Source organism: Mycobacterium sp. SMC-13 (genome assembly GCF_045311035.1).
Taxonomy (GTDB): Bacteria; Actinomycetota; Actinomycetes; order Mycobacteriales; family Mycobacteriaceae; genus Mycobacterium.
In genome coordinates this window covers 196,320-217,828 of record NZ_JBJIAI010000011.1, presented here as the reverse complement: position 1 = coordinate 217,828, position 21,509 = coordinate 196,320, and the positions used below count along the sequence as shown (strand labels likewise).

Below are 21,509 nucleotides of genomic sequence, written 5' to 3'. Positions count from 1 at the left end.
GAAATGCCTGACCCTGTAACGCAATCCGTGCCCGTTGTCGTCGTCGGAGCGGGACCGACCGGTGTCACTGCCGCGACGTTGCTCGCCGACCACGGCGTGCCGACGCTGGTTCTGGACCGCTGGGAATCGGTCTATCCCCAGCCCCGCGCGGTGCACCTCGATGACGAGATTCATCGCATCCTTGCCCGCCTCGGCGTGGCCGAAGAGTTCGCCACGATTTCCCGCCCGGCGCTCGGCTTACGGTTGCTCGACCAGAACCACCACACGCTGGCACAGTTCGACCGCGACCCCGCCCGCAGCCGGCACGGCTTCCCGCAAGCCAACATGTTCGACCAACCCGAACTGGAACAGCTGCTGCGCGCCAACCTGGCCACGCGACCAAATGTGCAGCTACGCGGCAACTCCGAGGTCACCGGCATCACCCAACACGAACCGGGCCGCGTCCGGGTGACCTACTCCGACCGCGCCACCGGGACGGAGCACGTCGTCGAAACCAGCTACGTGCTGGGCTGCGACGGAGCCAACAGCATCGTGCGAGCCTCCATCGGTGCGGCCATGGACGACCTGCGGTTCGAGCAGCGCTGGCTGGTGGCCGACGTCGTCACCGAAGCCGAACTCGAGCAGTGGGATGGCGTGCACCAGGTCTGCGATCCCGTTCGGGCTGCGACGTACATGCGGATCGGCCCCAACCGCTACCGGTGGGAGTTTCGACTACTGCCGCCGGAAACAGCCGCCGACTTCAGCACGATCGAGACCCTTCGGCCCTTGATCGCACCGTGGATCGGCGATGTCGCCGACGACGACCTCGACCTGGTGCGGGTCACCGAATACACCTTCCGCGCACAGATTGCCGACAGCTGGCGGGACCGCAATGTGTTCGTCCTCGGCGATGCGGCCCACCTCACGCCGCCCTTCATCGGGCAGGGCATGGGCGCGGGCCTGCGCGATGCGATGAACCTCGCGTGGAAACTCGCCGGAGTGATCAACGGAGAGCTACCCGAGGCTCTGCTGGCAACATACGAGCAGGAACGGAAACCCCACGCGCGCAGCATGATCGGCCTGGCGCTGGGCGTGGGGTGGGCGATGACAGCCGGTGGACATATCGGAAACCTCGTGCGACGCACCGTCGCACCCCGGCTACGGTTGATACCCGGCCTCCGCGACAAGCTCACAGACGGCACCACCCCGGCGTTACGCGCGTCGGCTCTGGTGATCACGAGCCGTGCGCCATGGCACCTCGCCGGAACCCTGTGCCCCAACCCGGTACTGGCCGATGGCCAGCGCCTGGACACGTTGTTGGGCAATGGCTTTGCACTCATCACCACGATGCGCCCGCTGGCGTTCCAGCTCGCCGCGCTCGATGAGCACGGCATCGTCGTTCATGTCGCCGAGCCCGGCGGTGAGTTGGAACGGTGGTTGCGCCGCGGCCACGCCACCGCCGCTGTCATCCGGCCTGATCGCACCGTCATGTGCGCGGGCCGCGACGTGTGGAAACTGTGTGCGGCCATACCGGGGTTCACGGCGTCCACTCGGACACACAGCGCGCAGCTGCCCTCCGCCGCCCTACGGGACCGCGCCTAATCGTCCGCAGCCACGGTCATGAGAGGAACGTCAATGCCACGCCCACCCGCCGGCCTGCCCATCTATGAACCCGACATCTACGCGGTCGACGCCATCACCAACCCCTACCCCCACTACCAGAGGATGCGTGACCTCGGTTCGGTGATATGGCTGGCGAAGCAGCGGGCATATGCGTTGCCGCGCTACACCGAGTGCAAATCGGTACTGCGCGACGACAAGACCTTTCTGTCGGGCCACGGTGTGGCGCTCAACCCGATCACCAACCGCATGTCGCGCGGCACCACGCTCAACAGCGACGGTGTCGAGCACGAACAACGCCGCAAGCGCGTCGCGCACCGCATGCTGCCACGGGCTCTGCGCGCCATCAGTGACACCGTCGACGACACGGCCCGCAGCGTCGTCGAAACAGCGCTCGGCAGGGGCGATATCGACGGTGTCAACGACCTCGCGGCCGCGCTACCGCTGGCGGTCGTACCCGACCTCATCGGTTGGCCGCGCGATCAACGCGATCACCTGATTGCCTGGGCCGGAGCAACATTCGACGTACTCGGCCCACTCAACTGGCAGGCGATCAAAGCGGTGCCCAACACCCTGCTCATGCTGCGCTTCGCTCGGCGTGTGGTTCGCGAGCGCAACGTCATCGAGGGCAGCATGGCCGACGAGCTGCTCACCGCCGCAGATGAAGGCCAACTGACGCACGACGAATGCCCGCCGTTGCTCGTCGACTACATCGCCCCGTCGATCGATACCACCATGAGCGCGATCTCCAACGCGTTGTATCTCTTCGCCAGCCACCCCGACCAGTGGCAACTGCTCAAGGACGAGCCCGGCCTCATGGCCAACGCCGTCAACGAGATCGTCCGCTACGAGCCACCGCTGCGCGCCTTCGCGCGGTGCACGGCGCAGCAGACCGAAATCGCCGGAGTGTCAATCCCTTCGGGTGCACGAGTCCTGGTGATCTATGCCTCCGCCAACCGCGACGAACGCGAATGGGAAAACCCGACGGTCTTCGACATCCGACGTGACGCCGGCCGCCACGTCGGTTTCGGGCAGGGTGCGCACGCGTGCGCCGGACAGGCCCTGGCCCGCTTGGAAACAACGGCGATGTTGCGGGCGCTGCTCGAGCGTGTGGACCGGATAGAGCTGACCGGCACACCCAAGTGGGCGATCAACAACATCATCCGCCGCCATGAACGATTGCCGCTCAAGCTGATTCCCGCATAACCGCGCGAGACAGAGGACTACCTCGACACTGGGCCGCCATCACCGCGCGACAGTCGCACAGCTATTGGTCCAGCGTGACGACACCACGGATGATAGTTGAGGTGGCACCGCCAACCCACACCGTCCCGTCGGCGTCGGCAGTGATCTCGATAGTGCCCTCGCGCCCTAGGATTGCGCCCTGCGAGACCCGATAGCTCGCGGGAGCGGAACCACTTGCCGTCAACCACTGCCCCACGCTGGCGTTCATGCTGCCGCAGACAGGGTCTTCGGCGACGCCAACTTTGGGCGCGAAAGTGCGCATCTCGAACTGATGCTCAAACCCCTCCGGATAGGCACCGATCGCTCCCACCATGGCCTGCGGAATCACACTCAGATCCGGTTTGAGATCAAGCACTTCTCGGGCCGTCGACAGGCGCACCACCGCCCAGCCCGGGCCGTTGTCGACCCACTGATGGTCGATGATGCGCTCGCGGTCGATCTTGAACGCCGCGGCGATCAGATCGACTTCGGAGTCGTCGATGGGACCGGTGCGCAACGTTGGCGGAGCGGCGAATGACAGCGTCCCTTCGCCGCGCAGCACTGCGACAAGCCCTGCCTGGCATTCCTGCACAACGCGATCCTCACGGCGAGGTGTGCCGCCGTTTTCGAGCCAGGCATGGGCAGAACCAAGCGTCGGATGGCCGGCGAATGGCAGTTCACCGCCCGGAGTGAAGATTCGGAGCCGGTAGTCCGCTTCCGGTTCCATTGCGGGCAGCACGAATGTTGTCTCAGAGAGATTCGTCCAGCGAGCCAGTTGTTGCATCTGCTCGTCGCTGAGCCCGTCGCCGTCCAAGACGACGGCGACGGGGTTTCCCTTCAGCGGATGGTATGAGAAGACGTCGACTTGGGCGAACGCACGATCGATAGCCATAGATCAGAACTCTGCCTCTATCGCGCCCGGACGGCTACTTCGGTCCTCGGGTACGAGGAGCGCGAAGTAACACAAGAACCGCCACTGGCCGCGCCACCTGTAGTGCGAGGTCGCCAGGAATCGCTGTTGGTCGATCTGGACAAGTTCGTCATGAAAGCGCCTGACATAGAACGGATTGTCCTGATTGTAGTGGTCGAGGAGCAGCACGTCGCGGTCGGCGAACAAGGACCGGCCTATTCGTGCGGTGAATCGGTAGCGCCAGGACTCGAGGCTTCCCAGGCCGATTCGGTTCAGGCCAATAACTGTGTTTCCAGGTCCGCGGTCGAAGACCTTGCCACGCCATATCCGAGCCCGCGAGGCAGCCTGGGTCAATACCAGCCCTTCGGCGACGCCGGTGAGCTGTTGTGGCACCGGACACCACCCAGAACTGTGCAGATTGCGAAGATCGGCATCGAGCAGATGGGTGAGCCGTGAGTCGGCACGCTGGTGTGCCACCTACCGGGTCCCCGCGCTCGCAGTGAATGTGGCGGCGTTCGAGTATTTGGCCGACGACCCAGAAAGGCGGTCGTAAGACCAGACAACGATCAGGATCAGCCCTTCAACCACATGGACCCAGCTCCCGAAGATGTCAACACCCAAGTGGTGGCGAACCGCATCGCCGCCGACGAGACCCCACAGCCCCCAGACAACGTAGTAGACGAAGCCCCCAGTCGCGTAGACGATCGCCCACGAGCGTCGAAGAACCGCAGCCAGGCCAATGATTCCGGTACTGAAGTGACACAACGCGTGACACAGGTTCACGGTCACCGGAACGAAGCCGAATACCGTTGTGGTACAGGAATTCATCGGTTCCGATAACATCGACGTGCACGTCAGGTAAGCCGCCGGTCCGTTGCTGGTGAACCAGAAAGCCATGACCCACACACCGAACTGAACCGGCGACGCGGTCAGTGCGATGGTGTAGGCCAGCATCCGAGCGCGAATGTCCAGAAGCATGGTTGCCTTCCTTGACGTTCCGTATCGAGTCAGCGGTCGAGTACGAAAATGGGCTTGTGTCCGGCATCGGATGAGGTGAGGACCTCTGGAATTTCGTCCCATTGGTAGACACCGCTGGTGACGAGTTCTGGATGCAGTACGCCGGCGGCGACGGCTTCGAGGGTCGGCGTCATGTTGGGCCGGGCGTGGCCCTTGCCGTTGTGGAAGTGCACGCCGCGAAGATAGAGCTGCAACAGAGGCAGCGTGACGTCGGCGAAGTAGATGCCGACGCTGTTGACATACCCCTCCGGCATGACCGATACCAGCGCTTTGCGCAGTCGGCCGGGGTCGCAGGAAGCATCAACCGCGAGGTGAAAGTTCTTCTCGCGCTTGCCGTTGATATCGGCCACCTCGGCGCCGAGCTTCTCCGCGACCGCCATGCGGGTGGGATCGTCGTCGTAATACACGGTTCGCGCCCCGGCACAGTGCACCGCGACATCGACGGAGTACAGCCCGATCGATCCGGTCCCGCCGAAGACCGCAATCTGCGGGTCGGCGATACCGGAGATGGTCGGCATGATCGTCTCCCAACCCAGCGCAAGGTTGTCGCCGATCGAGGCGAGATGAACGGGGTCGACACCAGCCGGCAGCGGGGCGAGGTTGTAGTCGGCGAAGGGCACCCGGATCAGTTCGGAGAACGTTCCGCCCCACCTACCGTTGGTGGGCAAGCCGTACTGCGCCTCGCCGTGCGCGAGACAGCGGGCGGGATGACCGAGCAAGCACTGGGCGCAAGCGCCGCAGGCAATATGCCAGGCCACCCCGACCACGTCGCCAACGGACACCCAGGTGCATTCCGGCCCGACTTCGACCACGGTGCCGACGCATTCGTGCCCGAGAGGAAAGGGTCCAAGCCCCGAGAACGGCGTCTTATCGGCGATGACATGGTGGTCGAGGTCGCACGTGGTTGCGGCCAAGGGTCGCACCAACGCGTCGGTGGGTTCTACGAGTGTGGGGGCGTCGACGTCGTCGAATCGCAGTCGTCCGGGTTCGACGAACATCAGGCTTCTCATGAGGTCTCCTAGGGTCGTTGGTAGTGAGCTACTCGAGCGCCGAGCACTTGTATTGCGTTGCTGTGCTGCGCTTTCGGCACGTGCGCCGTCACACCTGGGCGGCGCTCGACCGAGCCTTGGCTTTGAGGTCCTGGAACCGAACGACGGCACCCCCGGCGCCCCACGTGCCCTCAGGCTGCTCGTGAATCAGTACCCAGACTCGCAGTGTGTCGGCTGCCGTCAGGCCGGCTGCCGACAGGATCTGTTCGGTGACTTCCCGGATGAGGCCTTCCTTGCGACGCTGGGAGACCGCTCCTTCAGGGACCGTGATGTCGACGCGAAAGCGCGGCAGATCGTCCTCGAGCGCGACGAAACGGTCACCGGGCACCTCGTCGATGCGGCACCAGGCTTGCGCACGGAAGAACGCGGTGTCGGGTGCGCCCTCCCACTTGAGCAGGGTGGCAGCCAGTGCCTTCTGCAGTTCGCGACGGGCGCTGTCAGCGAAAACACCTGCAGGAAGGGTTAATTCGATCATGGGCATGCTATATCTCCTTGGGATGTGAAGGGTTCGGGCCAAGACGGGTCACCCGTTACAAGCCCGGTGATTGCCGCGCCGCTGCGCGCTGGTGTAGCGCAGTCTCAGCGCTGAGCTCATGGCCGTTCAGCCTGGGAAGCGGCTCCAGACTGGCGCCGAAGTCACTGCGGCGAAGCGACCACCAGTCCAGTAGGTAGTTCTGGCGTATCCGCCACGGCGACGTGGTCCCCTGCTTGGGAAAGGCCGCAACCGAGCGTTGAACGTAGCCCGAGGTAAGACCGAAGAGGTCGCGTTGTGCCATCCGCCCTCGGGGACGAGGCACGACAGCGTGGGCGCCGCGGCGCCGCATCCAATTCAGAACACGGCACACCGTCCGGGTCGACAGGTCTGCCCGCAGCGTCCACGAAGCATTGGTGTATCCGATGCAGAAAGCGAAGTTCGGGATGCCCGAGACCATGGTGCCGTTCCACACGAATTCGTCGGCGACGTCGAGGCCGTCGCCGTCGATGGTCGGCGCGATTCCGCCGAAGGTCTGCATCTGCAGGCCGGTGGCGGTGACGATGAGGTCGGCCGGCAGGACCCGCCCCGAAGTCAGCCGGACTCCTTCGGCGACGAACGCATCGATGGTGTCGGTGACGACCTCGGCATGACCGGCCTTGAGCGACTTGAAGAAGTCGGCACCGGGCGCGGCGCACAGCCGCTGGTCCCACGGTTTGTATGTCGGGGTGAAATGTTCGGCGACCACACGCTCGTCGCCCAAGATTCGCGTGGTCTGGCTCGTGAGCAGGCGGCATGCCCGCTCGGGCAGGCGCTGGCAGAACAGATAGAAGCCGATGTTGAATGCGACGTTCTTCGCACGAATCAGGCGGTGCGCGAAGTGTTCCGGCAGACGAGCGCGCAGCCAGTCGGCCTTCGCGTCGCGGCTGGGAACCGCGCTGATCCAGCTGGGGCTGCGCTGCAGCATCGTGACGTGCGTGGTCGCCGAGGCCATGGACGGTACGAGGGTCACTGCGGTGGCGCCGCTGCCGATGATGACGATCCGCTTGCCGGTGTAATCCAGGTCGGTCGGCCAGAACTGCGGGTGCACGATGCGGCCCGCGAACTTGTCCTGTCCGGGAAACGATGGGGCGTATGCGGCGGCATAGTCGTAATAGCCGGCGCACACGTATAGGAAGTCGCACGTCAGCGTGCGCTGATCCCCTGCCTGGTCGACGGTCAGCGTCCAGACTTGGTCGGCACTGGACCAATCGGCGCCCACAACCCGCGTGTTGTAGCGGATGCGCTGATCAATGCCGAACTCGGCAGCGGTCTCACGGATGTAGCGCAGAATCGACGGCCCGTCGGCAATCGCCTTGGCGTCCTTCCACGGCTTGAAGGCGTAGCCGAGGGTGAACATGTCGGAGTCCGAACGAATTCCGGGGTACCGGAAGAGGTCCCATGTGCCGCCGATGCTGTCGCGTGATTCCAGGATCAGGTAGTCGCGATCAGGGCACTCCGTCTGCAGCCGGTAGCCGGCGCCGATACCGGAAAGCCCAGCCCCGACGACGACGACACCGATGTGATCAGGCAAGGCGTCACTTGCGGCTCGCACCGTCAAACCTCCTCTATAACGATCGTTATAACTGCCGCCACGCTAAACTATAGCGATCGTCATAGCAAGGAGGGTTGTCATGGCGGAGGACAGTCGTGGGAGACAACGCATGGTCGCGGGCGCCGCGGACATGATCAGCCGTCGCGGGCTCAATGCGACGAGTGTGCGGGAACTCGCCAAGCACACCGACGCCCCACTCGGGTCCACCTATCACTACTTCCCCGGCGGGAAGTACGACTTGGCGACTGCAGCCGTCCAATGGGCCGACGACCTCACCGTGAAGGTACTCACCAAAGAATTGGCCGCAGGCCCGGAAGCGGGTCTACAAGCGTTCTTGTCCATGTGGCGAAAAGTGGTCCTCGACAGCAACTTTCACGCTGGTTGTCCCGTACTCGCAGTATCGATCGAAGACGTGGCCGACGAGGGTCATGCCGCGCCTCGCGACGCCGCTGCAGCGGCTTTCGCGCGGTGGACATCCCTTTTGGCCGACTCCTTGCGCGGCGCCGGCGCCGATTCGACCGCAGCCGAACAGATCGCGACCCTGATCGTCTCGTCCGTCGAAGGCACAGTTGCAATCTGTCGCGCCCAACGCAGCATCGTGCCCCTGGATCAGGTTGCAGCGCAGTTGGTTCAGGTCATTCGGACATCGTTGCCCTCCTCACAGTCTTGATCACCAGGCGGGCCTCTCACCCAGCTCTCCTGATCCGCCACTGCCCGTCCTGCTTCTCCACCAGCCCGCTGATCTCGAGCAGCGCCAGCGGCCCGAGGACGCGCTCGGGCGGCAGGGCCGCACCGACCGAGATCTGCTCGAGGCTGCGGAAGCCCCGCGCCGGCAGCGCCTCGTACACCTGAAGCTGGTCCGGTGTCAGGTCGTCGAGCGGTGTTTCCGGATGCTCGGGTTCATCGGCCAGTTCGCCTATCCGCCCGATCAATTCGACGACCTGCTCGGCCCGGTCGACCAGGGCCGCGCCGTTGCGGAGCAGGACGTGACACCCCGCCGACGCGGCCGACGTCACCGGTCCCGGTACCGCACACACCTTGCGGCCCATCGCGGTCGCCCACGCCGCCGTGTTGGCGGCCCCGCTGCGCAACCCCGCTTCCACCACCACGGTGGCACCGGATAGCGCCGCCGCCAATCGGTTTCGGGTCAGGAACCGGTATCTGGTCGGCCGCTCCCCCGGCGGATACTCGCTGAGCAGCAGCCCCGACGTAGCCACCCGGTGCAGCAGCGCCGAATGCCCGGACGGGTACGGCACGTCGATACCCCCGGCAAGCACTGCCATCGTGACGCCGTCCGACGCCAACACCGCGCGGTGCGCCGCTCCGTCGATGCCGTAGGCGCCACCAGAGACGACCGCGGCGTCACGTTCGACGAGGCCCGCCGCGATCTCGGCAGCGACATGTTCGCCGTACGACGTGCACGCCCTGGTGCCGACGATCGCGGCGGCGCGTTCGGCGATGTCATCGAGGCGGGCCGGGCCGAGCGCCCACAACACCATGGGCGGATAACCCGATGGCCGCGCCCGCACCTCCTTGTTCCCGAACGCGACGAACGACAGGTATGGCCACTCGTCATCGTCGGGAGTGATCAGCCGCCCACCCCGGCGATCGAGAATCTCCAAATCCCGGGCCGCACAATCGACCTCACGGCGGGCGGCAACGCTCCCGGTGAGTTCCTTGTCCTCCTGACCACGGCGAATCATGTCCGCCGCCGAGACCGGGCCGCGATCGGCCACCAATGCCGTCAGCCGCGGGCACGGCGGTTCCACCACGCGCGACAGATACGCCCACGCTCGTCGTTCCAGATCGTCGTCACTCATCGGAGCTCTCCCTCTCGGAAACCCAAAGCCGTGCTGACGTCCTCGAGGTTGGGTGAATCGCGGCCGGCCAGATCAGCCAGAGACCACGCGACACGCAAGGTGCGGTCAACGCCCCGGATACTCAACCGTCCGGAGTCCAACGATTCTCGTAGCGGTTTCATCGCGTCCCGGCTCAGCCGGAATCTGCGGCGCAGCACGGGCCCAGGCACCTCGGCGTTGGTGCGGACACCGACTTCCTGCCATCGCTCGGCGGCGGCCGCGCGGGCGGCGGCGACCCGGGCACGGACAGCACCGGTGGATTCGGCGGCATGGTCACCGAACGCCCCGGCGAGTACCGGATGCATGTCGACGCGCAGATCGACTCGATCCATCAACGGCCCGGACAGCTTGCCCAGATATCGGCGCCGGTCGGCCGACGGGCATACACAATCCCGCGGATTCGGCGGTGCGCACGGGCATGGATTGGCCGCGAGCACCAACTGAAACCGCGCCGGATAGCACGCCACGCCGTCACGACGTGCCAGCCGAATCTTGCCTTCCTCCAACGGGGTTCGCAGGGCTTCGAGCACGCTGGTCCCGATCTCGGCGCACTCATCGAGGAACAAGACGCCACGATGCGACCGGCTGATCGCGCCGGGGCGCGCCATCCCGGAGCCGCCGCCGACCAACGCCGAGACACTGGACGTGTGATGCGGCGCGACGAACGGCGGGCGGGTGATCAGCGGCGTATCACCGGTGAGCAGCCCCACCACCGAATGGATGGCGGTGACCTCCAGGGCCTCCTCCTCGGTCAGGTCCGGCAGCAGCCCCGGCAGCCGTTGCGCCAGCATCGTCTTGCCGATCCCTGGCGGCCCTGTGAGCATCAGGTGGTGCGCTCCAGCGGCGGCGATCTCCACTGCCCACCGCGCTTGCGTCTGCCCCACCACATCGGCAAGGTCGACGCCGTCGTCAGCGGCCGGCGCCGTCGTGTCGACCCGGCCGTCCAGCGCCGCCTTCCCGTTGAGCCACGCCTGCATCTGTCCGAGCGTGCGAACGCCCGACACCTCGATGCCGTCGACCAGGCTGGCCTCGGCCAGGTTCTCGGCGGGCACCACCACCGACGGCCAACCCTCACGCTTGGCGGCCATGACGGCGGGCAGCACGCCCTTGACCGGGCGCACCCGCCCGTCGAGCGCCAGTTCGCCCAGCAGGACGGTCTTCTCCAGTCGCTCCCAGTGTGTCTTCAGATGTGCCGACAGCACCGATGCGGCGATCGCCAGGTCGTACATCGACCCGCCTTTCGGCAGCGTGGCCGGTGACAGCCCGAGGGTGAGCCGCGACATCGGCCAGCTGTTGCCGCAGTTGGTGATCGCCGCCCGGACCCGGTCCCGCGACTCCTGCAGCGCCGCGTCGGGTAAGCCGACCAGATGCACCCCCGGCAGGCCCGAGGTGATGTCCGCTTCGATCTCCACCATGACGCCGTCGAGGCCGCGGATCGCCACCGAGTAGGCCCGTCCCAGCGCCATCAGCCGATACCTTTCAGATGCACCAGCTCCGGCACCCGCCCGCCGAGACGTACACCGACCACGTCGATCCGCACATCGGGCCAGTGGGCATTCTGCTCGGCCAGCCAGACACTGGCCAGCCGACGCAGGCGACGGGCCTTCTCGGGCGTCACCGCTTCCTCGATACCGCCGAACTCCGTCGTGGTGCGGGTCTTCACCTCGACGAAAACCACCGCACTGTGGTCCCTTTCGGTGGCGATGACGTCGAGCTCACCCCACCGGCAGCGCCAGTTCCGGGCCAGGACCGTCATTCCGAGCGAGATCAGGTGGTCGACCGCGAGTTGTTCACCGAGCGCTCCGATCTCGGCGCGGGTCATGCGTGGTGGTGTGTTCATGCCGTCACGGTGGCTGGAGCCACCGACAGATCACGGGACGAAGACCCCCGGATCCGGCGCCCGGAAGACAGTTATGCACAGTGCGCGATTCATCCACAGGGCAGGCCCGAAAGACTGATTACTGCCGAAGAACGATCAATTGCTGCCAACGCCCACCTGCAGAAATACTGCCGGCCCCCATGCCGTTGAACTGAGCATCAAAGCTTCGGCTACAAGGAGTTGGGGAAAATGAAGAAGCTCGGAATCGCCGCACTGGTGGCGAACGGACTGGCAGCAGCCGTCCTGGGTTTGGCCGCGCCGGCATCGGCGGACTACTCCCACCACGACTGGGTCAACGACATCCACCCGCGCGCAGAGGCGCCGCAGGTAGACAACAGCGTGCACCAGAGCCGCTGAGCGTCAGCAGGATTCGGGGCCCCTCACCGAGGGGCCCCGAATTTTTTTTGCCCGCCGACCGTCAGTTCGGCGGGCACCGAAACACTTGCGGGGTACCGATGGACACATGGACACCGTCGACATCGACCGCTTTCCCGAGTTCGCGCAATTCGCCGCAGCCGTACAGCGGCGCAACCCCGGAACAGGCACCTGGTGTGAGGCCTGGACCGTGCGCGACATCGTCATCCACCAGACCGGCAACGCCGAAGAGCTCGCCCGGGTACTGGAGGGACACCTGGCCGGCGACCCCGTCGCGACCCGCGGTTTCGGGGAGCGCGAACGGCCGTACCGGGCGCTCAACGATGCCGATCTGTGGACGGCGTTCAACGACCGCATGACGCACCTCGGGCGGGTCGCGGCCGCCGCGGAAGAACTACCCGAGGACACCGACGTCGCATGGACCGGCCGCACGATGAAGGTGCCCTGGTTCGCCGAGCACATGCGCGAGGAACTGGCCCTGCACAGCTGGGACATCACCGGAGACGACGCGCCCGCTCGCGACCGGCTGGCGCAACCGTGGATGACCGGCCACAGCGTCCACGCGGTAGGCGTGCCGTTGCTGCGGCGTGGCCGAGACATCCTGGCGCTGCACGGCAATGAGCGGGTGGAAGCACGAATCCGCGTGGCCGAAGAGGACGATGTCGTGGTCACCGCCGACGCCGAGAACACGGCCACCATCACCCTGGCCCCGCCCGACGGAGCGGCGACCATCGAGACCGACGCGGCAACCCGCGTGCTGCTCCTGTGGGGACGCCGCCCGGCCGATCCCGGCCGAATCCGCAGCGCGGCAGGCCCACTCGAACTGGGCCGGTTGCGCACGCTGCTCAGCGGCTACTGAGCTACAGCAGCGCCGGCACCGCCGCGTCGATCAGGTACGGCCCCGGTGTGGCGTAGCCCACGCGGAGCAGGTCGGCCAACTCCGCCGTGGTCGTCGCCTTGGCGGACGGCACGCCCATGGCCGCGGCCAGCGCCGCGAAATCCGTCGTCGGGCCCGAGAGATCAAGCATCGCCGCGGCTTTCGGCCCGCTGGCCTCGGCCCCGACGCGCTGCAGCTCCATGCGCAGGATCGCGTAGGCGGCGTTGTTGAGGAGCACCGTCACCACATCGAGCTGCTCGTGCGCCATGGTCCACAACGCCGAAATCGTGTACATCGCACTGCCATCGGCCTGCAGACACAGCACCGGACGGTCCGGACACGCCACGGCGGCGCCGACCGCACTCGGCAGGCCGAAGCCGATGGCGCCGCCGGTCAGGGTCAGCAGGTCGTGCCGCGGCGCGCTCATCGTCGCCTGCGGCAGGAGGAACCCACTGGTGTTGGACTCGTCCACGACGATCGCGTCGTCGGGCAGCGTCGCGGCCACCACCTCGACCCAGTTCTGCGTCGTCAGCGCCGAGTCCGACGGCAGCTCCGGCACTTTCAGCTCGGTCAGCACCGGCTCCGTACGCGGCGCCACCGCATCGGCCAGTTCTTCCAGACGCGCGACGGCGTCACCGCCCACGGTGTGGATCTGGCAGCCGCTGGGCACGAGATCACTCGCCTTGCCGGGGTAGGCGAAGAACGACACCGGGGAGCGGGCGCCGGCCAGCACGAGGTGCTCGGTACCGGTCAGCTGGAACTGGGCAGCTTCGGCGAGATACGCCAGGCGTTCGAAGTTGGGCCGGCTGGCACCCCGTTCGAGCCGGGCCGGGAAGGTCTCGATCAACACCTTGGTCCCGGTGGCCGCGGCGATCCGGCTCGCGGCGCGAAGGCCGCGCTCCCGGCACGCGGCGCTACCCAGCAACATGACGGTGCCGGGGCCGAAGACCTCGGCACCGGCGTCGAGCAACTGGTGCTCGTCGGGGTCGACGCCCGCCTGGTAGTCGAACGGGGCCGGACCCACAGCCGGCTCCCCCACCGCGGGCTCGGCGCCCTCGGTCCACGACACATCGGCCGGCAGGATCAGCGTGGCCACCTGTCCCTGCTGCGCGGCCTCGATCGCGGCCACCGCGTCGGTGGCGACGTCGGCCAATTTCTCGCACCGGCGCACCCACCCCGATACCGTGCCGGCCATCGCGTCGATGTCGGATTCCAGTGGTGCGTCGTACTTCTTGTGGCCGAGCGCGTGGTCGCCGACGACATTGACCACCGGCGAATAGGCCCGCCGTGCGTTGTGCAGGTTCGCGATGCCGTTGCCCAATCCCGGGCCCAGATGCAGGAGGGTGGCCGCCGGCTTCTCGGCCATGCGGGCATACCCGTCGGCGGCTCCGGTGACCACACCCTCGAAAAGGCAGAGCACACCACGCATCTCGGGGACGGAATCCAATGCCGCGACGAAGTGCATCTCGCTGGTTCCGGGGTTACCGAAGCAGACGTCGACGCCGGCGTCGACCAGCGTGCGGATCAGTGCCTGTGCGCCGTTCATCGTTCTCCTTCGCCGGGTTCCGTCGACAGCCTGCCGACGACGGTACTACCGGTCCGCGATCAGACCTTCCTGCACCAATGTCGCGACCCGGGTGCCGTCCGCGCCGACCAGACTCCCGGTGATCACACCGCGGCCTCGACCCGCGGCGGGCGATCGCGATTCCAGCAGATTCCAGCGGTCGGCCCGGATCGGGTGGTGGAACCAGATCGAGAAATCGGTGGTGCCGCTGCGGTGGGTGCGGGCCTGCATGGAATGCCCGTGGACCTGCAGCGCCGGGTCGATCCCGTAGAGGTCGGTGATGTAGCAGGCGATCATCATGTGCGGCAACTGTTCTGCCGGCATGGGCACCGTGGCCCGCCACCACATACGCCGGACGAACTCGCCCGACGACCGGTCGTCGACGATCCGGATGTCGATCTCGTCCAGCGGCACCGCGGGCGCCGGCCCCGGCGGCCCGGTCAACGGCAGCAGCTCGGGATCCTCTGGCAGCGACCATGATTCATCGTGCTCGGGGCCGGCCAGGTCCACCGAGAAGGACACCGTCGCGACGGTCAGCAGCCGTCCGGCCTGACAGGCCTCGACCCGCCGTGCCGCCGCCGTTCGTCCGTCGTACACCCGGACCACCGTGTAGTCCGTGGTCGCGCCGGCCTCGCCCCCACGCAGATACTGCAGGTGCATGGCCGTCGGGCGCATCTCCGGATTCACCGTCCGACACGCGGCGGACAGACTCTGCGCCATCAGCAGGCCGCCGAAGGCCCGCTTGCCGTCCGGTCCGCCGGCCTTGCCCACCCAGGCGTCGTCCCCATCTCCGGGCGAAACCCACAACAGACCAGGCAGCACCGTCATGCCACGGTCCCCGCCGCTTCGAGCCCGGCGACGTCGTCGGCGGTGAGCCCGAGCCGTTCGGTCAGCACGGCTGCGGTGTCGTCGCCGAGCGCCGGCGCCGGCCGCGCGGGCGGATACGCACCATCGATCCGCAAGGGCAGGCCCGGCGCCAGGTGGCGCCCGATACGAGGCTGGTCGAGTTCGGTGAACAGCGCGTTGTCGGTCACCTTGGGGCTCGCGGCGACCTCACCGAAATCGCGGTAGCGCTCCCACAGGATCGACGTCGCACTCAGTGCCGCGGTGATCTGCTCGGCGGTGTGCCCGCAGAACCAACCGGTGAACAGGCCGGTGAGCGCGTCGCGGTGCAGGTATCGCTGACCCTCGTCGGCGAAGTCGGCGCCGAGCGATTCAGACAGCGCCGCAACAGCTTTCGTCGTACCGGTGACCTCGACCAGGTCCCGGAAATGGCGTCCGGTCAGCGCGACGATCATGAACGCGGCCCCGTCGGCACTGACGAACTGCTGCCCGTACTGCCCGAAGATCGAGTTGCCGATGCGTTCGCGGCTCACGCCGTTGACCATCACCTCGGTCAGGAAGCTGAGATTCCCGGCCGTCGCCAGGGCGACGTTCTCCAGCGGGATGCTGACCTGCTGGCCCTGGCCGCTGCCGTCGCGGTGGCGCAGCGCCGCCGTCACCGCCAGCGCCAGATAGAGGCCGCACGACACGTCCCAGGCTGCCAGCACGTGGTTCACCGGGGTCTGCAGCTCGGGCGGACCGGTGACGAGCGGAAAGCCCAGCCCGGCGTTGACGGTGTAGTCCACGGCCGTGCCGCCGTCGGCCCGGCCGGACACCTCGGCGTGGATCAGGTCGGGCCGCAGCGCGGAGAGGGTCTCGTACGAATGCCATTGCCGGCCCGCCACATTGGTGATGAAGACACCGGCGTCGACGATCAGCCGGGTGACCAGGTCCTGGCCTTCCGGTGAGCGCATGTCCACCGCGACGGATCGCTTGCCCTTGTTGAGGCCCGCCCAGTAGATGCTCTCGCCGCCATCGGTCACCGGCCAGCGGTGGTAGTCGGCGGCGCCGCCGATGGGATCGATCCGGATGACCTCGGCACCCAGTTGCGTCAGCGTCATCCCCGCCAGGGGCACCGCGACGAAACTGGAGATTTCGACGATGCGCACGCCCGCCAGTGGACGCGCGGACTCTGGCACGGTCATCTGGACACCATAAAGGCCACCCGCAGCACAACCGGGCGCCCCCGGCCGCGGCGCGTCCCGCCGGACGGGAGGTGGTGGCGACCGCGTGACATCCGCACCGTAATTTGGAACGCATGACTGAGCTGAAGGAAGTCCAGACCGAGCGCGGAACGCTGCGTTATTACGACGAGGGCAGTGGGCCTGTAGTGCTGTTTCTGCACGGCTCCGGCCCGGGCGTGACGGGCTGGCGGAACTTCCGCGGCATCCTGCCGACGTTCGCGGCGCACTTCCGCTGCCTGATCCTCGAGTTCCCCGGCTTCGGCGTCAGCGACGACTTCGGTGGCCATCCGATGATCGACGCGCAGTCCGCGGTGGTGCCCTTCCTCGACGCACTCGGAATCGAGAAGGCGGACATCGTCGGCAACTCGATGGGCGGCGGCGTCGGCATCAACTTCGCCATCAACAACCCCGACCGCATCGGCAAGCTCGTCACCATCGGCGGTATCGGCACCAACATCTTCAGCCCCGGTCCGAGCGAGGGCATCCGGCTCCTGCAGGAGTTCACCGAGGACCCGACCCGGCAGCGGCTGATCGACTGGCTGCACTCGATGGTCTACGACGAGAAGATCGTCACCGAGGAGCTCATCGAAGAGCGCTTGAAGCTGGCCTCCGATCCCGAGACGCTCGAGTCGGCGCGCCGGATGTACGGCAAGGCCGCCTTCAAGATGATGATGAAGTTCATGCGGTCGGCCGACGCACCGCCGCAGCCCTGGGCCCAGATGCACAAGGTGAAGGCGCCGACGCTGTTGACGTGGGGCCGCGACGACCGCGTCAGCCCGCTGGACATGGCGCTCATCCCGATGCGCACCATCTCCAACGCCGAGCTGCACGTGTTCCCGAACTGCGGGCACTGGGCGATGATCGAGGCCAAGGAGGCGTTCGAGAGCACGGTGCTGGGCTTCCTGCAGCGCTGATCGTCTTCACGGGCGGCCGCGTACCGCACACCGGTTCGATGGTGTGCGGTACGCGGCCGCTCGTCTGCATCGAGGCCACCGGAATATATTGCCCGGCTTACCAATTGACCGGGCTGCAACATCGCCGGCTACTGCCGGACCAGCGGGTCTCGTTGCGTCCCAAGACGATTGCCGACCCACGACGCGCGGAGACAACCGTCACACGCCGAAATTCGTACCAATCCGCCGATTTCACGCGCCGCACGCAGCACGCGCCCTAGGATCAGGCCCATGAATCGCTTGTCCGGTGCCGACGCGACCTTCTGGTTCGCGGAGACCAACAGCTGGCATATGCATGTCGCCGCCTCGTCGATCTACGACCCCACCGACGCACCGGATTTCAGCTTCGAGTCGGTGAAGGCGCTCATCGCGACGCGTTTGCCGGAGATGCCGCAACTGCGGTGGCGGGTGACCGGCGCACCGCTCGGCCTCGACCGGCCGTGGTTCGTCGAAGACGAGGAACTCGACCTCGACTTCCACGTCCGCCACATCGCGGTCCCCGCCCCCGGCGGCCGCCGCGAACTCGACCAGTTGGTGGGGCGGCTGATGTCCTACAAGCTGGACCGGTCCCGGCCGCTGTGGGAGCTCTGGTTCATCGAGGGCGTCGAGGGCGGCCGGGTCGCCGTGCTGATGAAGATGCACCACGCCATCATCGACGGCGTCTCGGGAGCCGGGCTCGGTGAGATTCTGCTCGATATCACGCCCACCCCGCGGCCACCGGCGGCCGAGCCGAGCAGGTCACTGGTCGGCGTCAAGGCACCCGGGATCGAATTGCAGGCCCTGGGCGGCCTCATCAACATCGGCATCAAGACGCCCTATCGCGTCGTGCGTTTCCTGGAGCAGACGGTGCGCCAGCAGATTGCGGCGCTCGGCGTCGCCAACAAGCCGCCCGGCTACTTCGACGCACCGCACACGCGGTTCAACGGCCCGATCTCACCGCACCGGCGGGTCAGCAATTCCGGTGTGTCGCTGGAGCGCGTGAAGGCGGTCAAGGAAGCGTTCGGCGTGAAGGTGAACGACGTCGTGCTGGCGCTCGTCTCGAGTGCCATGCGTACGTATCTGGAGGACCGCGGCGAGCTGCCCGACAAGTCGCTCATCGCGCAGGTCCCGGTGTCCACCCGGACCGAGAGCTCCAGCGACCAGGTCGGCAATCAGGTGAGCGCGATGTCGGTGTCGCTGGCCTCCGACATCGTCGACCCCGCCGAACGCATCAAGGCCATCTACGCGAGCTCCCAGAGCGCCAAGGAGATGGCGAAAGCGCTTACCGCGCACCAGATCATGGGCTTGACCGACACCACCCCACCCGGCCTGGTGGCCCTGGCCGCCCGGGCGTACACGGCGAGCAAGCTCGGCGGCACCCTCAAGCCGATGAACCTCGTCGTGTCCAACGTGCCCGGGCCGCCCGTGCCGCTGTACATGGCCGGCGCGGTCCTCGAACAGATGATGCCGATGGGTCCCCTGGTGATGGACGTCGGGCTCAACGTCACCTGCTTCAGCTATCGCGACCGCATCGATTTCGGCTTCGTCACCACTCCCGAGATGGCGAACGACATCGATGCCATGGCCGACGCCATCGAGCCGGCGCTCGTGGAACTCGAGATCGCGGCCGGGCTCGTCGAGCGCAGCTAGCCCGACGGGTCAGGCCTTCTGCGTCAGCCCGGCGTCGACGACCAGTTGCGTGCCGGTGATGTAGCGGGCCTCGTCGGACGCCAGGAACACCACCGCGTTGCTGATGTCCTCGGGCTCCACCCACGGCACCGGCAAGAGGTTGCGCGCGGCAAGGACTTCGGCGACATCTTCTGCGGTCGGGTTCTCCAGATCGGGTCGGATGCGCTTGAAGGTCTCCGGGTTCAGCACCATCGGGGTCCCGACCGCGCCGGGGTGCACGGTGTTGACCCGAATCCGCTTGGGCCCCAGCTCGTTCGCCAGGGTCCGAGCCAGACCCACCACCGCATGCTTGGTGGACGTGTACGCCGCGGTGTTCGCGGTGCCCCGAAGTCCGTTGGTGGAACTGATGATCACCACGGATCCGCCGGCGGGGCCGAAATGCGGGATCGCGGCCTTGACGGTGTGCCACACCCCGGTCAGGTTGACTCCGATGACGCGCTGCCAGTCCTCGGCGGTCACCTCCCACGCCGGCGCCGACGCCGAATGGATGCCGGCGTTGGCGACCACGACATCCAGCCGGCCGAACTCCCAGGCCCCTTCGTCGACCGCGGCCTGCACCTCGTCGAACGACGACACGTCTGCCACAGCGGTGAAACAGCGCTGACCGCGCTGCTTGACGGCGTCGGCGAGATCGGCCAGATCGGCTGCGGCACCGGCGACGTCGAGAGCGATGATGTCGGCGCCCTCGTCGGCGAACCGCTCGCAGTGGGTCCGGCCGGTGCCGCGGGCGGCACCGGTGACGAGGGCGACCTTGTTCAGCAGCCCCGACATCAGCCGGCCTTGGTCAGTTCGAATCCCTTGTACCCCGCGGCCGCAACCTCGGCGCAGATGTCGTTGTAGGCGGCGAAGCCACCGATGAACAACATGAAAACCCGTGGCTTACCGGGCACATTCGCGCCCATGTACCAGGAGTTCGCCTTCGGGAACAACGTCTGGTCGGCGCGGCGCACCAGTTCGGCGCCCCATTCGTCGACCGCGTCTGTGGTGGCCTCGATGGCCGCGTAGCCGTTCTTGCCGACGTACTCGATCGCGTCGGCGATCCAGTTCACGTGCGCTTCGGCGTGCAGCACCATGTTGGCCAGCACGGCCGGCGCGCCGGGGCCGTTCACCAGGAACATGTTCGGGAAGCCGTCGACGCCCAGGCCCAGGTAGGTGCGCGGCCCGTCGACCCAGTTCTGCTTGAGCTTCTCACCACCGCGGCCGGTGATGTCGATGCGCCCCAGCGCGCCGGTGAGCGCGTCGAACCCGGTGGCGAAGATGATGGCGTCCAGGTCGAACCGGGCCTCGGTGGTCGTGATGCCGGTGGCGTCGATCTGCTCGATCGGCGTCTTCTTCACGCTGACCAGCTTCACGTGCGGCTGGTTGAACGTCTGGAAATAGTTGGTATCGGTGCAGATTCGCTTGGCGCCGATCGGGTGGTCGTTCGGGATCAGCATGTCGGCGACCTCGGGGTCGTCGATCACCGCGCGGACCTTCTCGTCGTAGAACTTCTTGGCCTCGGCGTTGGCCACCGGGTCGACCATCTGGTCCAGGAAGGTCTTGCTGAACAGCACACCGCCCAGCTGCCAACGCTTTTCGAACTCGGCGCGGCGCTCCTCCGCCGACAGCTCCATGGTGCGCTTGGGGTGCGCCATGTGCGGCGAACCGCCGCCGCTGCGCCACGACAGCGCGCGGCGCTCGTCGTAGTTGGCCTTGACCTCGGCTTCGCGTTCGGGCGTCAGCGGCTCGTTACCGGCCGGCACGGAGAAGTTCGGAGTGCGTTGGAAGACAACGAGTTCGGCAGCTTGAGCGGCCACGATCGGCGTGGTCTGGATGCCCGACGAACCGGTGCCGATGAGGCCGACGCGCTTGCCGGTGAAGTCGACGCCCTCGTGCGGCCAGTTCGCGGTGTGGTAGGTCTCGCCGGCGAAGGTCTCGACGCCCGGGATGTCCGGCAGCAGCGGATCGGACAGCGCGCCGGTGGCCATGACGCAGAACTGCGCGTCCACCGTCTCACCGGTGTCGGTGGTGACGGTCCAGCGCAGCGTCTCTTCGTTCAAGGTCGCCGACACCACGCGGGTGTTCAGCCGGATGTCGCGGCGCAGATCGAACCGGTCGGCGACATGGTTGATGTACGTGAGGATTTCGGCCTGGGTGGCGTACTTCTCGGTCCAGGTCCACTCCTGCTGCAGATCCTTGTCGAACGAGTAGCAGTAGTCGATGCTCTCCACGTCGCACCGGGCACCGGGGTACCGGTTGTAGAACCACGTGCCGCCCACGTCCGAGGCCGCCTCGAACACCACGACCGAATGGCCTTCCGACCGCAGCTTGTGCAGTGCGTAAAGACCGGCGAACCCGGCACCGACTACTACGACGTCAACCTGTTCTGCGCTGCTCATAGTGCGAAGTTAGCCGTCCGCCACA

General features: G+C 66.8%; 21 protein-coding genes. 8 read left to right on the top strand and 13 right to left on the bottom strand.

Annotated elements, in window-relative coordinates; genetic code table 11:
- Positions 1 to 3 precede the first annotated feature (3 nt).
- Positions 4 to 1,581, top strand: coding sequence for a bifunctional 3-(3-hydroxy-phenyl)propionate/3-hydroxycinnamic acid hydroxylase (locus tag ACJH6I_RS18235; protein WP_318986014.1), 1,578 nt, complete (start codon positions 4 to 6; stop codon positions 1,579 to 1,581).
- A gap of 33 nt (positions 1,582 to 1,614) precedes the next feature.
- Positions 1,615 to 2,805, top strand: coding sequence for a cytochrome P450 (locus ACJH6I_RS18230; protein WP_318986013.1), 1,191 nt, complete (start codon positions 1,615 to 1,617; stop codon positions 2,803 to 2,805).
- Between the two features lie 61 nt (positions 2,806 to 2,866).
- Here the strand turns inward: ACJH6I_RS18230 and ACJH6I_RS18225 are convergent, their stop codons facing one another.
- Positions 2,867 to 3,715, bottom strand: coding sequence for a PhzF family phenazine biosynthesis protein (locus ACJH6I_RS18225; RefSeq protein WP_318986012.1), 849 nt, complete (start codon positions 3,713 to 3,715; stop codon positions 2,867 to 2,869).
- A gap of 126 nt (positions 3,716 to 3,841) precedes the next feature.
- Between ACJH6I_RS18225 and ACJH6I_RS18220 the strand changes: the two genes are divergently transcribed.
- A complete protein-coding gene (locus ACJH6I_RS18220; protein ID WP_318986011.1) occupies positions 3,842 to 4,189 on the top strand; it encodes a hypothetical protein in 348 nt (115 codons plus the stop codon).
- 21 nt (positions 4,190 to 4,210) lie between these two features.
- Here the strand turns inward: ACJH6I_RS18220 and ACJH6I_RS18215 are convergent, their stop codons facing one another.
- The 4 genes from ACJH6I_RS18215 to ACJH6I_RS18200 form a co-directional block, all read right to left on the bottom strand.
- The gene (locus ACJH6I_RS18215; protein WP_318986010.1) at positions 4,211 to 4,711 is read right to left on the bottom strand and encodes a DUF4383 domain-containing protein; all 501 of its coding nucleotides are present in this window, start codon (positions 4,709 to 4,711) and stop codon (positions 4,211 to 4,213) included.
- 29 nt (positions 4,712 to 4,740) lie between these two features.
- Entirely contained in the window at positions 4,741 to 5,760 is a 1,020-nt protein-coding gene (locus ACJH6I_RS18210) for an alcohol dehydrogenase catalytic domain-containing protein (protein WP_318986009.1), read from the bottom strand.
- Between the two features lie 88 nt (positions 5,761 to 5,848).
- The gene (locus tag ACJH6I_RS18205) at positions 5,849 to 6,274 is read right to left on the bottom strand and encodes a tautomerase family protein (RefSeq protein ID WP_318986008.1); all 426 of its coding nucleotides are present in this window, start codon (positions 6,272 to 6,274) and stop codon (positions 5,849 to 5,851) included.
- A 55-nt stretch (positions 6,275 to 6,329) separates the two neighbouring features.
- Positions 6,330 to 7,871: an NAD(P)/FAD-dependent oxidoreductase gene (locus ACJH6I_RS18200; RefSeq protein ID WP_318986007.1), complete on the bottom strand. Its 1,542-nt coding sequence runs from the start codon at positions 7,869 to 7,871 to the stop codon at positions 6,330 to 6,332.
- Positions 7,872 to 7,944: 73 nt separating this feature from the next.
- On the opposite strand from ACJH6I_RS18200, the gene ACJH6I_RS18195 reads away from it, so the two are divergent.
- Positions 7,945 to 8,535, top strand: a complete 591-nt coding sequence (locus ACJH6I_RS18195; RefSeq protein WP_318986006.1) for a helix-turn-helix domain-containing protein — start codon at positions 7,945 to 7,947, stop codon at positions 8,533 to 8,535.
- A gap of 16 nt (positions 8,536 to 8,551) precedes the next feature.
- Here ACJH6I_RS18195 and dprA read toward each other — a convergent pair whose 3' ends face one another.
- The 3 genes from dprA to ACJH6I_RS18180 are packed head-to-tail and all read right to left on the bottom strand — an operon-like array spanning position 8,552 to position 11,546.
- Positions 8,552 to 9,685 carry a DNA-processing protein DprA gene (gene dprA / locus ACJH6I_RS18190; protein WP_318986005.1) on the bottom strand — a complete coding sequence of 378 codons (1,134 nt, stop codon included), beginning with the start codon at positions 9,683 to 9,685 and terminating at the stop codon, positions 8,552 to 8,554.
- The gene (locus tag ACJH6I_RS18185; RefSeq protein WP_212811861.1) at positions 9,682 to 11,190 is read right to left on the bottom strand and encodes a YifB family Mg chelatase-like AAA ATPase; all 1,509 of its coding nucleotides are present in this window, start codon (positions 11,188 to 11,190) and stop codon (positions 9,682 to 9,684) included. The genes dprA and ACJH6I_RS18185 overlap by 4 nt, the downstream gene beginning before the upstream one ends.
- Entirely contained in the window at positions 11,190 to 11,546 is a 357-nt protein-coding gene (locus ACJH6I_RS18180) for a YraN family protein (RefSeq protein ID WP_318986028.1), read from the bottom strand. The genes ACJH6I_RS18185 and ACJH6I_RS18180 overlap by 1 nt, the downstream gene beginning before the upstream one ends.
- Positions 11,547 to 11,792: 246 nt before the next feature.
- Between ACJH6I_RS18180 and ACJH6I_RS18175 the strand changes: the two genes are divergently transcribed.
- Both ACJH6I_RS18175 and ACJH6I_RS18170 read left to right on the top strand, forming a co-directional pair.
- Positions 11,793 to 11,960 carry a hypothetical protein gene (locus ACJH6I_RS18175; protein ID WP_165605545.1) on the top strand — a complete coding sequence of 56 codons (168 nt, stop codon included), beginning with the start codon at positions 11,793 to 11,795 and terminating at the stop codon, positions 11,958 to 11,960.
- A 106-nt stretch (positions 11,961 to 12,066) separates the two neighbouring features.
- Complete coding sequence (locus tag ACJH6I_RS18170; RefSeq protein ID WP_318986004.1) at positions 12,067 to 12,837, top strand: maleylpyruvate isomerase N-terminal domain-containing protein; 771 nt, start codon at positions 12,067 to 12,069, stop codon at positions 12,835 to 12,837.
- Between the two features lies 1 nt (position 12,838).
- Here the strand turns inward: ACJH6I_RS18170 and ACJH6I_RS18165 are convergent, their stop codons facing one another.
- From ACJH6I_RS18165 to ACJH6I_RS18155, 3 genes are read right to left on the bottom strand one after another with little or no spacing between them, the layout of a single operon-like run.
- The gene (locus ACJH6I_RS18165) at positions 12,839 to 14,401 is read right to left on the bottom strand and encodes an acetolactate synthase large subunit (protein WP_318986003.1); all 1,563 of its coding nucleotides are present in this window, start codon (positions 14,399 to 14,401) and stop codon (positions 12,839 to 12,841) included.
- 45 nt (positions 14,402 to 14,446) lie between these two features.
- Positions 14,447 to 15,247, bottom strand: coding sequence for an acyl-CoA thioesterase domain-containing protein (locus ACJH6I_RS18160; protein WP_318986002.1), 801 nt, complete (start codon positions 15,245 to 15,247; stop codon positions 14,447 to 14,449).
- The gene (locus tag ACJH6I_RS18155) at positions 15,244 to 16,446 is read right to left on the bottom strand and encodes a CoA transferase (protein ID WP_318986001.1); all 1,203 of its coding nucleotides are present in this window, start codon (positions 16,444 to 16,446) and stop codon (positions 15,244 to 15,246) included. The genes ACJH6I_RS18160 and ACJH6I_RS18155 overlap by 4 nt, the downstream gene beginning before the upstream one ends.
- A gap of 113 nt (positions 16,447 to 16,559) precedes the next feature.
- Here ACJH6I_RS18155 and ACJH6I_RS18150 point away from each other — a divergent pair, with 113 nt between their 5' ends.
- Together ACJH6I_RS18150 and ACJH6I_RS18145 are read left to right on the top strand one after the other, a co-directional pair.
- Positions 16,560 to 17,399 (top strand): alpha/beta fold hydrolase, encoded by an 840-nt coding sequence (locus ACJH6I_RS18150; protein WP_318986000.1) that lies wholly within the window; start codon positions 16,560 to 16,562, stop codon positions 17,397 to 17,399.
- A 270-nt stretch (positions 17,400 to 17,669) separates the two neighbouring features.
- A complete protein-coding gene (locus ACJH6I_RS18145) occupies positions 17,670 to 19,067 on the top strand; it encodes a wax ester/triacylglycerol synthase family O-acyltransferase (RefSeq protein WP_318985999.1) in 1,398 nt (465 codons plus the stop codon).
- A gap of 9 nt (positions 19,068 to 19,076) precedes the next feature.
- On the opposite strand, the gene ACJH6I_RS18140 is transcribed toward ACJH6I_RS18145, so the two are convergent.
- Positions 19,077 to 19,877, bottom strand: coding sequence for a mycofactocin-coupled SDR family oxidoreductase (locus ACJH6I_RS18140; RefSeq protein ID WP_318985998.1), 801 nt, complete (start codon positions 19,875 to 19,877; stop codon positions 19,077 to 19,079).
- Complete coding sequence (locus ACJH6I_RS18135; RefSeq protein ID WP_318985997.1) at positions 19,877 to 21,484, bottom strand: NAD(P)/FAD-dependent oxidoreductase; 1,608 nt, start codon at positions 21,482 to 21,484, stop codon at positions 19,877 to 19,879. Before ACJH6I_RS18135 ends, ACJH6I_RS18140 begins: the two co-directional genes overlap by 1 nt.
- Positions 21,485 to 21,509 lie beyond the last annotated feature (25 nt).